Raw genomic sequence first — 12978 nt, forward strand, 5'->3', positions numbered from 1 at the left:
CTCGACCCTCTCAGATAGATTTAATAGGTTTTGCCGGGACTCCGCCGACAACGGTATGCGGGGGCACCGCCTTGGTCACCACCGCTCCGGCGGCTACCACCGCTCTGCTGCCAATGTCCACGCCCGCCAGAATGCGGCAGCCGCAGCCGATCCAGACGTCCGATTGAATCGTGATCGGCGCGTATTTGACCGGGTTATCGCGAATCGGCAGGGCGGCGTCATCCCAAGCGTGCTCGAATGAAATCATCGAGGTCTGATGCGCGATCGATACATCGTTATCGATCGTAATGCCGCCCCCCGCATCCAGATAACACTGCTTATGTATGCTTACATTGCTGCCGATGGAAAGCTTCTCCCATTGCTTAATCTCAACGGACCGGCCGACGAATACGTTATCGCCGCATTTCGGAATCAACCGTTTGAGCATGCAGTAGCGCGTTGCGAGCCCCAAGGGCTCCGGCAGCAGATCGGTCGCGTGCCACGAGCTTTTGAGCAGAGGCTTCGGAACGATCGAGAACAGCGCCGTAAGCAGGTTCAGAAATCCTTTGAAGCGATGAAATTTGTCCCTTCCTCGGATGGCAAGCCTCTCCTTTCTTGGAATGAACCGCTTTTGGCCGGAATAGCCACGCGAGCGTATACGCGTTCATCATGTACAGAATGGGCACGACAGGCACTTTTTTCCGGACCATGTTATCCCCGATCGTCCCTACTCCGTATTCCAGATTCCGCTCGGTCACGGTGACGAAGCCGACCAATACCAGCGTGCAGCCGAAGGTGAACAGCAGAATCAGGCACATCGCAAAAAACGAACGCGTCTCCTTATGGCGCAGGAATACGATCATGGACAACCCGAACGAAATCATCATGTAGACCGCCTCCGCCGTACGCATCACAAACTCCATATCCCAATTGAACGCTTTGAACGGATTCGGAGAGATGAACAGAAAGACCGTGAGCATGAAGGAATTCAGAAGCCCGGTCGGCCCCACCTTCCAGAACACGACCCCCAGCGCACCGATGAGCATGAGCAAGGCGGCTTTAAAGTTTCGGCGAAACAGAAAGTAAAAAGACAAAATATACACGATCGAATAATCTCGGAGCATGGTTGTGTAGAACAAGACGATAATGAACAAAATGTATCTGCGGTTTAATAATAGTTGGGTGCACAGCAATCCCAAGAAGGCACACGTAATGTCCTTGCCGAACACGGAAGACATGTACATCAGCGCCGGACTTGCGAGCAGCCCGATAATCATCACCGCGTTATACGTTCGTTTGCCCGCCTCCGAAAGCTCGTAGCTGAAAAACCTGTCATTCAGCCGGTACGTCATATTGCAGCACAGCACGAGCAAAAAGGAATTAAACGTAATGATGACCAGCGGATCGGCCAAATCCAGAAATTTATAAAACGGCATGTACATGAGCCCGAATACCGGATACGCTGAAGAATTCAGCCAGTTGGTCGTAATGTGCTCTGTCGCGTAACGGATAAAATCGTCCAGCTGCGGATAGAACGTCACCTGCCGGAAATAGCCTCTGGCGTCGGGACCGAATAAAGGGTCCGTCGTCAGCGCGTAAATCCATTTTCCGATCAGCATCACCATGAGCCCGATATAGAGCACGGCCGGCTGGTTGGGCCACTTCAGCATGACGAAAAAGGGTAGCAGCAAAGTAAAGAAAAAGACAAGCCCGACATCGAGGTCCCACTGGGTTACCCATTTGGTCGACAAGATCAACAGGGCGGCGTACATCCATAGCAGCATCGTTTGCACCAAGGGGTTATCCCTTGCAGGCGGCAGGTCAACCTTCCGTTCAAGCATGGTAAATGTTCTCCAGCCGCCGAATGCTCTCGCGGATATCGTAGCCGTGCTTTTTCAAGAAACGATGCCTCGTCGGCCAATCCGGCGCAGCCGAACGTCCCAGCATTCCCGTAATCTTGTCGACCCATACCTCGGGCTGCAGCTTAAGATGCTCCACCATGCCGAAGCTCAGGTCAGCTTCCGCCGGCACATGCTCCGACACGAGGCTGGGCACCCCGCCGGCCTGAGCTTCGATAACGACAATGCCCAAGCCTTCGAATAACGACGGCAGCAGGAACACATCGAAAGCGCCGATAATTTCCGGGATATCTTTGCGGGCGCCCAGGAAATGGACCTGTCGCCGGATGCCCAGCGTCTCCGCAAGCCGCTCCATCTCCTCGCGCAATCTCCCGTCTCCGACCAGCACGAGCTGCGCCTCGGGGACTTTCTTAACCAATAAGGAGAACGTCTCCAGCACGAAACGGTGATTCTTCTCTTCGCTGAACCGGCCGATATGCCCCACCACCGGAATCGATGGGTCGGTTACGCCGATCCGCTGCCTGAGCCCGCTCCGATCCGTAGGCAGCTGCTCGTAAGGCAGCAGATTGATCGCATTAGGCAGCAGCTCCGTGCGGGTATCATTCCAGCAGCGGGCCCCGAAGAGCGATTCGCATGCCGGCCTGGAGCAGCCGATCAGATGCGTGCTGTGCTTTAAAATCAGCGATTTCATATAGTGACGGTACAAGGTGCGGAACAGCGTCGTCCGCTGTTCGGCATTCACCGTATGACTGTGGCATACGCGAACCGGAACGCCTATCTCCTTAGCGAGCTTCAGTACATACCCGCTGAATTGGAAAATATGGCTGTGAATGGCGGCATAGGGACCATTTTCTCTCACGTTATGCAAGAATTGTTCCCGAAACGGGCCAAGCCCTTTCCGGGGATGCGGCTGCAGCAGGATTTTCCCGCCGAGCTCGCGAATCTCGCGGTCGTAGAACCCTTCGCCTTCCAGCTGGACCGCGAAATGAAACTCGAACCGCTCCCGGTCGATGTTCCTGTAAATGTTCATCAGCAGTGTCTCGACACCGCCGGGATCCATTTTTCCGACAACATGCAATATTTTAATCGCGCTCATCTTACCCTCCCGGATGACTGTATCCTTTGGCTATGATTTGCTTCCGATACGTCCCGGCATCCACACGCCGGTCACGATCTGCATGGATCGCTTAACCTTGTACATCATGCTGAAATAGCAGAACGCCGTCGACAGCAAATTCGCCAAGGCCGCACCGATCATGCCAAGACTCGGAATCAGCAGCAGATTAAACGCCACATTCAGAACGGTAGAAATCATCAAGATCCGGCTGGACGCGCGCTGCTGCCCGGTCATCGTCATGACCGTTCCGGATTGTCCGCAATACGAATGAACGAGATGGCTCAGCGACAGAAGAATCAATGCGGTCGTCCCCGCTTTGAACTCTTCTCCGAACAGTCCCAAAATCCATTGGCCCAGCAACAAAATCGTCAGGAACACCAGACCGGCGAAGGCGAACCCCGATCGGCCGGACAGCGTGCATACCTTTTGCATTTGCTTCAAGTCGCCCTTGGCATAGGACTCCGAAATCATCGGGGCCGCAATCATATTGATCGACGTGATCGCAAACGAAACCATCGTCGCGATCCGCACGGCCGCCGAGAAAATACCGGACTCGCTCGTGCCGTGCATCATACCGATCATCACGACGCTAAGCTGTCCCAAAATCAGATACATGCCCGAATTCACCATCAAGGACGTCGATTCCGACAGCCAATGCTTCGTTTGAAACCGGTGCGGATGCCCTTTCGTATGCGGCGTCAGCTTCCGGTTAAGCACCCAGGCCCCGAATAAATACGACAGCAGCATCGACCCGACGAAGATGACCATCGCTTCGAAAGCGCCGGCTTTGACGTGAAATAGAACCGTGTAAGCATACAAAATGACGATGCAAAAAACAGGACGCAGCACCTTCTCCGGCAGTTGGGCAACGAGCACTTCCTTGAGTGCCAGCAGCGAGCTTTGCCTTAAAGTCGCCGTCGCCATCAATGGAATGATCAGCAAGCTGGTCAAAAAGGTGTAATAAAACTCGCCTCCGCTGTTCCTGTACATCACGTAAATGACCATACCGCTAATTCCCATCAGCACCAGCGACACGAGCAAGGTCAGCTGGTTCGCCCGGCGAAGCAAGCCCTTGACATCGCCCCACAGCTGGTCCGCCTTGTAAGAAGACACGAACCGGACGATCGCCGTATCGAAGCCGAGGTTGGCGGGAAAAGCTACGAAGGTGATAACCGTCATTACAAAAGCGTAATATCCGTAGCTGACGACCCCGAGCAGCCTGGCCAGCACGACCTGCATCAACACGGCAAGCCCGACACCGGCCACATTCATCATGAACGAGATAGAGCCGCTTTTCGCAAGAATTCGGGAAACGTTCGTTTCCGTCCGATGTAACGTCGTCTGTTTCATACATACCTTCTTCTTCAGTTAGTCTGAATACCGGGAACGTCTACGGTCGTTTCCGAACCCATTAGGAAACGTTGCTGTACGTAGGCACCAGATGCTTGAGCACCTCACGGATTTCCTGCTGTCCTTTGCCCAGCACCCTCTCCAGCTTGCGGATCTCGAATTCCAGCTCCGTCCGGTTAATGTTCATCGGCTTGCCGATGAAGATCCGGTCATGCATCGTGGAGGTGATGCCTTCTTCGTTCGTTAACAGCTCCTCGTACAATTTCTCGCCTTCCCGCATGCCTGTAAACTCGATGTTGATGTCGACATTCGGCTCGAAGCCGGACAAGCGGATCAAGTCGGCCGCCAGATCGTAAATCTTCACGGGCGCGCCCATGTCGAGAATGAACACCTCGCCGCCCTTGGCAAAAGCGCCCGCTTGAATGACGAGCTGAACCGCCTCGGGGATTGTCATAAAGTAGCGCACCATCTCCGGATGGGTTACCGTCACCGGACCGCCTCGCTGAATCTGCTCCTTGAACCGGGGAATAACGCTGCCCCGGGAGCCCAGCACGTTGCCGAAGCGGACGGCGACGAACTTCGTTTGGCTCTGCTTGTCCAAGCTTTGAATGAACATTTCGGCGATCCGCTTCGTCGTCCCCATCACGCTCGTCGGATTGACGGCCTTGTCCGTGGAGATTAAAACGAACCGCTCCGCCTGGAACTGATCGGCGCACTCGGCGACATTTTTCGTGCCGAATACGTTATTCTTGACCGCCTCGGAAGGATTCCGCTCCATCAACGGCACATGCTTATGAGCTGCCGCATGGAAAACGACCTGCGGGCGATGTTGGCTGAACATCTCCTCCAGCCTCGTCCGGTCCTGCACGTCGGCAATGACCGTCTCCAATTCGAGCTCCGGCGCAAGCCGGCGCATCTCCATCTCAATCGTGTAAATGCTGTTCTCGCCATGTCCCAGAAGCAGCAGCTTCCGGGGGCGGAAAGGGGCAATCTGCCGGCACAGCTCCGAACCGATCGAACCGCCGGCGCCCGTAACGAGGACGATCTTGTCTTCCACGTAATTGGCGATGCCGTCCAAATCCGTCTTGATCGGATCTCTTCCGAGCAAATCCTCCACCTGCACGTCGCGCACCTGGTTTAAGGTCGTTTTGCCTGCGATAATTTCCTGCAGGTGAGGAATAATTTTCAGGCGGGCTTTCGTTTGCTTGCAAATGTTGATAATGTCCGTGATTTGCGTCTTGGATACCGAAGGCATCGCAATAATAACCTCGTCGATGCCGTGTTTTTCCACAATCGCCGGAATCTGTTCACGACCGCCCAGCACAGGGAGACCGTACACTTGAAGCTTTTGCTTATAAGGATCGTCATCGACGAAAGCAAACGGCATCGTGTCGTAAGCCTCGTTGCTCTTCAGCTCCTTGGCAAACAGCGTTCCGCAGCTTCCGGCTCCGACGATGAGCGCCTTCTTCGGTTCGTCGGCCCCGTGCGCTTGCCGCTTGCCGCCGAACTTGTCGCAGAACACTCTCCATACGAACCTGCTTCCACCGAGCAGCAGCAGCATCGTTTCGGCGGTATGCAGGGCTATCGTGAACGAAACCGGCTGGGCTGAGATCGCATTCGTCGCCAGGTAGGACACCAGGCTGCTGACCGCCACCGTTTTCGTCATCGAAATCAGCTCGCCGACACTCGCATACTGCCAGATCCGGTTGTACAGCTTGAAAAGAAACATAAACGCCGTGCTCACGATGGAAGAAATCGCCCCATATAGCAGCCACAGCTGCACCTGATCGGCGGGAATGGAGCTTTTATACGAGAAGTAAAAGGCAAAGTAGACGCTAAGCCATACCATGCCGAGATCGATTGCGACCAAAATTCCCGTTCTTTTGGAATAATTCATCGTTCTTCCTCCCTTAGGTTTTATTCGTTGCCATAGTAATAATAGGCATTGCCGGATGGCCGGGCTATTCGGTTTAGCACGACGCCCAGGAGGTTAGCCTGCACGAACTCCAGCGAATTTTTAGCTTTCTGCACCAAGTCCCGTTTAACTTTCCCGGAATCGACCACGAGAATGACGCCGTCGCATTTGGCTGCGATAATTTGCGCGTCGCTGACCGCAAGCACCGGAGGCGTATCGAGCAGCACGATATCATAACGCTGCTGAAGCTCCTCGATCAGCCCGGTCATTTTCTGCGAAGCGAGAATCTCCGACGGATTCGGGGGAATGGAACCCGAAGTCATCACTTCCAGATTCGGAATATCCGTTACTTTAACGGCCATATCAAGCGTGCATTGTGAGGTAAGCATATCCGTCAATCCGTACCGATTGGATAGATGGAACGTATGATGCGCCGTCGGCTTGCGCAGATCGGCGTCGATCAGCAGCACCTTCTTATTCGATTGGGCATATACGACAGCCAAATTATTGATTGTCGTCGATTTCCCCTCCATCGGGCTGGAAGACGTCACCATCAACGTCTTGCACAGCCGGTCGACGGATGAGAACTGGATATTCGTACGCAGCGTCCGATACGACTCGGAGACGGGCGATTTCGGATGACTGTGCGCAATGACGGGACGCCGCTTAGCGGACTTGGACATTGGATAGTTCACCGACCTTTCGCTCGGAAGACAGGGAGCCCTTGTTCGTTTCCAGGTCCTGTTCGTCGATTTGGGTAATTAAAGCAAGCGTCGGCAAGCCCAGATAACGTTGAACGTCCTCTTCCGTTTTGATCGTGTCGTCCATATATTCCAACAAAAAGACGATCCCTACGGAAAGCATAAGCGAAGCGAGAAAACCGATCGCAATGTTCAATACCGGGTCCGGTTTAATGGGACGGGGCTGCTTGGCCGGATCGGCTTGGTTCAGCAAAATCACGTTGTCGACCTTCATGATCTTCGGAATTTGGCTTTGGAATACATGGAATACGGCATTGACAATGTGAGCCGCCTTCTCGTAGGACGAATCTTGAATCGAGATGGTGAGCACCTGGGTCTCGTTCACCGAGCTCAGCTTGATCTTGTTGATCAACTGCTCGGAGGTCATGCCGAACTCGGGATGATCCTTCGCCACAATGTCCATAATGGCCGGGGTCTTAATAATTTCCTTGTACGTCGTGACAAGCGAAATATTCGTATTTACGGAATTCAAGTCCAATTTCACAACACCGGCTTGGTCGGGCGATGAGTTAATAATCAGCTTCGTCGAAGCTTCGTACACGGGCTTCATGAAAAAATAGCTCACGATACCGGCAGCCGTACAACTAATCGCGACGATGAGAACAATCAGCCATAGACGCTTGCGCAATACGCTCATCACCGCTTTTAAATCGAAATCCATGGTCACGTTATACAGATCCTCACTTTCGTTTGATATGAGTTTTCATTATTGTTCTTTATAACGAACGATTCCTCCTAAAAAAACGCGGTAGTTGAGTAAAGAAAAAGCTCCTGCGAACTTGCCGAACCGGCTTCCAATTTTCAAAGCTCCGGTCCTTGAGCAAGGATTCCGCATTATGCTGGTAATACTTCACATAATCACCTCCGAGCTTTTCAGTCACGATGCCGTAGGCCCGCTGCAAATGAAACGGGCGACGAACGGCATCATGCGCATCCGACGCGATAAAATGCACCAGATTTCTTCGGCATAGCTCTAAAGCAACCGAGCGGACCTGAGGTCCGAAATAACCCGTTATGGAATGGGAAGTCACTTGGGCCAAAGCACCGTATTCAATCAGTTTCAACAGTTTGTCCGGCTGCTCCGCGATTTCCTTATTGCGTTCCGGATGGGCGATGACCGCCGTCAGATTTCGAATCGACAGCTCGTGAAGGATCTCTTCGACCCGTTCGGGAAGCTTGGACGACGGGAATTCGATCAAGATGTAGGACGAACCGTTCAGAGTTAGCAATTGATTAGCATAGAAATCGTCAAGCCACTGCGGGTGAGTATGAATCTCTTGACCGCTGCAAATCGTTAAAGAGATCTGGTGCCGCACGAGCTGTTCCTGCAGCAGCGACACCGCCGTTTCGACAGTTTGTGCAGGATTACAGTAGCTGCCCTTTCGATGATGAGGCGTGGCGATAATCGTCGAAATCCCTTCTTGAACAGCCAAGCGAGCGAGCTCAAGCGACTGCTCCAGGCTGGCAGGACCATCATCCAAACCATGAAGAACGTGACTATGTATGTCGATCAATGTCTGCTTCCTCCCGCTTATCCCGACTATGTAAATTATGGCACATTTTCAAAGCGAACGATGAGGGAACAGAGTTGTGTATTTGATTAGTTAAAAATGATTATTTTTCGATTATGGATGCAGGATTTAACAGGCTCTTAATGTAATAAATGATACAATTTAAAAATACTTTTACCCATTAAATGTAACCTATTGCATAAACTTTATTTAATATATACATAAATTTACATTCATAGTTTTTTAAAGAATGAAAGCGTTTTTGTTTTTCATGAAAATGGAGAAAAGCTCTTTCATCAAAAGGCCTCGCGAGGTTTTTTAAAAAAATGTGACCTCCACCCTTTTGGGTATATCTGGAATACAAAATTTGGTCGATTTTGGGACTTTGGGTTGACTACAGGTAAAAACACCCAATAGATTGAGCAAATTGGAAAAAACTAAGCCCAAGCGCTCCTCCCTGCAAAACGAACTATGTCTGGGTCATTGAACACATTTTTCGTTGCCCCTAAGACCCAGAAATAGGAAAGGCACCCAGCTCTTGAATGACTGGATGCCCTTGAATTCAATTTAAAGCTTGCGCCAAACGAATAAGCAAATCCCCGAGCTCTGCCGGGATTTTCTTTCCCCGTAATGCCGAGATTTCATTGATATAGGCGTGAATCTGCTTATGCTCCAGCTTTTTCACCAACGAATTGACTACGCCGTGGCCGCCCGGTCCTGTCACCAATTGACGCGTCACGTTCGCAAGGCTCCCATAGGTAACCTGTACCGTATACGTTGCGGAGGTGACCGTCGTATGGCCCGCTTGATCCTGGGCCGTGGCCGTTACGGTACCTGTACCAAGCGGGAGATTGTATCCCGGCTGATCGACAAGCGGCCCGCCACAAGAACTGTACACGACGCCGGATACCGTATCCGTGGCCGTACAAACGACCAGTACCCGTTGATCGACCGTGTACTCGCCTGCACCGGTCCACTGTACAACCGGCGGCGTTTTGTCGATCGAGACGACAACCGATTGCGGCGGCTCCGTATTGCCTGCTTTATCCGTTGAACGGAACGACACCGTGTGCGTCCCTTCCTTGTTGATGAGCAGCGGGTCCCGGTAAAGCTGCCACTGGCTTCCGCCGTTCAGGCTGTATTCTGTCCGTTCGATGCCCGACTGTTCGTCTACTGCTGTCAGCTTCAGCGTCACGTCGGAGATAAACCAGCCGCCCCGCCGCTCCCCTTCCAGCGTCGCCGTCGTGACAGGCGCTTCCCTGTCCTTCTCGTTGGTCACCGTTATTTTATTGCTTGCTGCGCTTTCGTTATGCAACCGGTCGCTGGCCGAGACTACGTAAGTGTACGTTTTTCCGTCAGCCGCTACTGGATCTACGATCTTCTGCACGGCGGCATTCCCAACTTTGCGTACCGACGCGACAATCGCCTCGGGATGCTCCAGTCCGGGGACTTCCTTCCCCTCAAAGCGGTAAACCACATAATAGGCCTCATCCCGTGCACCGCCGCCTTCCCAGGTCAGCTCCACTCCGCTCTCTTGGCGGACGGCAGCTTGCAGAACCGGTGCTGCAGGCGCCTGCGCATCCAGCCAAGGCATAGCGGGTATGAGCGCCCGATACGGGTACAAGTCTTGCTTCAGGCGGTTTCCGAACCCTAGCGGGTTGGCAAGCAAATCTTTGGCCGAGAAAAACATACTGCCGCGAACCGTTTCAAAGTTGCGGTTAAAGACAAGCTGGTTGGGCAGTTCGTCCGGCTTCTGCCATGCCGGGTCCGCCGAGCCGATCCGGTAAGGCGCCTGCCCGATGTACAGGTGAACGTTCTTCCCTTGCGTTTCCTTGGTCCACCAATCGATCAGCTTCTCGTAGGCGGCCGGCGAATAGCCGAAGTTCCAATAAATTTGCGGAGTAATATAATCCAGCCAGCCTTGCTGTATCCAAGTTCTCGTGTCCGCGTACAAATCGTCATAATTTCGCAACCCGTTCGTGTCGGAGCCTGTCGGGTCATCCGCTTTGTTTCTCCATATTCCGAAAGGACTAATCCCGAATTTGACATGACTTTTTTCACGGTGGATGGCCGAGCTTAACTGCTGAACCAGTCCATTGACATTGTTTCTCCGCCAATCGGCCTTATTGCCGAATTGTCCGCCATATTGCCGATACGTATCTTCATCAGGAAAATCGACGCCGGCTGCAGGATATGGATAAAAATAGTCATCCATATGAACTCCATCGATGTCGTAGTTTTTCACCACTTCAAGCACGCTTCCAATGACAAAATCTTTCACCGCCGGAATTCCGGGGTTATACAACAGCCTTCCTCCGTAGGCAACGGTCCAATCCGGATGCTGCCGGGCCGGATGGTCCGCTACCAGCTTATCGATCCGATCCTGCATGCTAACCCGGTAAGGATTGAACCAGGCATGAAACTCCAAGTTCCGCTTATGAGCTTCCTCGACCATAAAAGCCAAAGGATCGTATCCGGGATCTTTGCCTTGAACGCCGGTCAGCCACTCCGACCATGGCCCGTATTTCGACGGATAGAACGCATCGGCCGTCGGCTTCACCTGCACGATCACGGCGTTCATCCCAAGGGCCTGAAGCTCATCCAGCATCTTCGCAAAATCGCGCTTCTGCTCTTCTGGTGTGACGACTCCTTTTTTCGGCCAGTCGATATTTTCCACCGATGCAATCCAAGCGGCTCTCAGCTCCCGTTTCGGCATAGTGGTCGGTTGATTGACAACGAGCATTTTATCGCTGGATTTCCCCCCGTAGCTGGCCGTAATTCGCGTGGCTCCTACTTTCAATGCCGTTACGGTACCGTTCGAATCGACCCGCGCTACCTCGGGATTGCTGCTCTTATAGGTCGAACTTCCTGTAACGTCGACCGGCTCATTCATTAATGAGTAGGTAGCGCTTACTTTGGCTTGCTGCGTTTGTCCTACGTTCATCGCCTTCATTTCGGCCAGCTCGATTTTTTGCAAAATAGGCACCGGTCTTTTCACCGTAAGCGTGTAGCTCGCAGTCTGGCCGCCGAAGCTTGCCGTAATGACGGCTTCCCCGTCCTTCATCGCCTTGAGCTTCCCGGTCGTGTCGATTGCTGCTACCTCAGGATTGCTGCTTTGGTAGGAAACGCCACTGACGATCTCTATAGGCTCGCTATTGGAAGGATACGCGGCAAATACCTTAACCGAATCGCTATCCCCCACCGTCAGCTTGCCGGATGCCGATAGCTCAATGCTTCGCGGCATCGGAGTCTCCGCCGTCACCGTCAAGGAGAACAGAGCCTGCGGTGCACTTGCCGCTGTGGCCGAGATTGTCGCCGTCCCGGGCTGCAGCGCCTTGACCAGACCGGACTCGTCGATCGTCGCAATGGTTGGATCGCTGCTCGCATAGACGACTCCACTCGTAACTTCAACCGGCTCCGTACTTCCGCTATACGTTCCGTACACCTTAGCCTGCGAGGTATCACCGTTTTTCATCGGCGTCAAGCCGCGCAAATCCAGCGCATACATACTGAAGTCGGCATAAAAAGCACTCAGCCGGTCAAAATACAAGGTGCCCCCGTTTTTATTATTATCATTGGTTTCGACGATATAGATTTGGTTTAGCTTCATGGGCAGCTCCATCCCCGCAGGAACGGATGCCGTGACGTATTTCCAGCCCGTCCAGCTTAACCCGCCGCTTCCCGTAAAATCGGTTGTCGTCTTTTTGCCGGAAGCATCTTGAAGCTGAGCACGCAGCCAGTGATTGTTTCCGTCCCCGTATACCCACATGCCGAGCTTTTGTGGGGAACCTTCCAGCGTACGTCCTGCAGAGCCATTAGCGTCCTTAAAATTAATATAGGCCGCAGAGGTGCCGAGAGTCCCGGTAAAATCATAATCAAGCGCTCCGGAGCGGTATCCGTTTCTGACAGGCCCCGGTCTCCCGGACATCTTCAAGGTGACCGCATTCGCCCTGGCCGAAGAGGAATAAAGGTTTGCCCCATTCTCGAAATCCTCGATCAATACGTTGGAACTAGAAGTTAGAGACGTGGCTTCGTTTTTCTCTTCCGCATAAGCAAAGTTATTATCCCCATGTACCGCAGGAAACATCATATTAAGGAGCAATACAACGATTATGAAAGCGATTCCATTTTTGCTTATTAAAAAGCCTATACCTTTCATCGAATCCCCTCCGCCGCCTAATAGTGAAGCGTAACTCCTTGCTCTTGCCGAATTTCATTCCCGATCGGCTCCGCATCCCCTCTTCCCATGTTATATACGCGTCAAGTTTGGAAAACAACCCAACTTCCACATAATGACAAACGACCAATCACCACTCATTATAGACGCTAGGAAAAATAATTTCAATAAATTTATTTATGGTAAAATTTTATTTCAGAACGTGTGAAACGCACACTCGATAATCTTCTGCTAAGGCTAAATGAAAACACAAAAAAAGAACCCCACCTGAGGTTCTTCTTCTGTGCTTGGCGACGTCCTACTCTCCCA

Annotated in this window: 9 protein-coding genes; all 9 read right to left on the bottom strand. The window is 52.6% G+C overall.

Going from position 1 to position 12978, the window contains the following annotated elements; genetic code table 11:
• Positions 1–10 precede the first annotated feature (10 nt).
• A complete protein-coding gene (locus tag QMG93_RS30355) occupies positions 11–427 on the bottom strand; it encodes an acyltransferase (RefSeq protein WP_281943209.1) in 417 nt (138 codons plus the stop codon).
• Complete coding sequence (locus QMG93_RS30360; RefSeq protein WP_281943211.1) at positions 393–1820, bottom strand: hypothetical protein; 1428 nt, start codon at positions 1818–1820, stop codon at positions 393–395. The genes QMG93_RS30355 and QMG93_RS30360 overlap by 35 nt, the downstream gene beginning before the upstream one ends.
• The gene (locus QMG93_RS30365; protein ID WP_281943213.1) at positions 1813–2934 is read right to left on the bottom strand and encodes a glycosyltransferase; all 1122 of its coding nucleotides are present in this window, start codon (positions 2932–2934) and stop codon (positions 1813–1815) included. The genes QMG93_RS30360 and QMG93_RS30365 overlap by 8 nt, the downstream gene beginning before the upstream one ends.
• A 30-nt stretch (positions 2935–2964) precedes the next feature.
• Positions 2965–4305, bottom strand: coding sequence for a flippase (locus tag QMG93_RS30370; RefSeq protein WP_281943215.1), 1341 nt, complete (start codon positions 4303–4305; stop codon positions 2965–2967).
• 61 nt (positions 4306–4366) lie between these two features.
• Complete coding sequence (locus QMG93_RS30375; RefSeq protein ID WP_281943217.1) at positions 4367–6202, bottom strand: polysaccharide biosynthesis protein; 1836 nt, start codon at positions 6200–6202, stop codon at positions 4367–4369.
• Between the two features lie 20 nt (positions 6203–6222).
• Entirely contained in the window at positions 6223–6903 is a 681-nt protein-coding gene (locus tag QMG93_RS30380; RefSeq protein WP_281943219.1) for a CpsD/CapB family tyrosine-protein kinase, read from the bottom strand.
• Complete coding sequence (locus QMG93_RS30385; RefSeq protein ID WP_281943227.1) at positions 6887–7642, bottom strand: YveK family protein; 756 nt, start codon at positions 7640–7642, stop codon at positions 6887–6889. The genes QMG93_RS30380 and QMG93_RS30385 overlap by 17 nt, the downstream gene beginning before the upstream one ends.
• 55 nt (positions 7643–7697) lie before the next feature.
• The gene (locus QMG93_RS30390; protein ID WP_281943221.1) at positions 7698–8495 is read right to left on the bottom strand and encodes a tyrosine-protein phosphatase; all 798 of its coding nucleotides are present in this window, start codon (positions 8493–8495) and stop codon (positions 7698–7700) included.
• A 559-nt stretch (positions 8496–9054) separates the two neighbouring features.
• A complete protein-coding gene (locus tag QMG93_RS30395) occupies positions 9055–12420 on the bottom strand; it encodes a family 10 glycosylhydrolase (protein WP_281943223.1) in 3366 nt (1121 codons plus the stop codon).
• Between the last annotated feature and the right edge of the window lie 558 nt (positions 12421–12978).

The organism is Paenibacillus tyrphae (assembly GCF_027925525.1).
GTDB classification, from domain to species: Bacteria; Bacillota; Bacilli; order Paenibacillales; family NBRC-103111; genus Paenibacillus_G; species Paenibacillus_G tyrfis_B.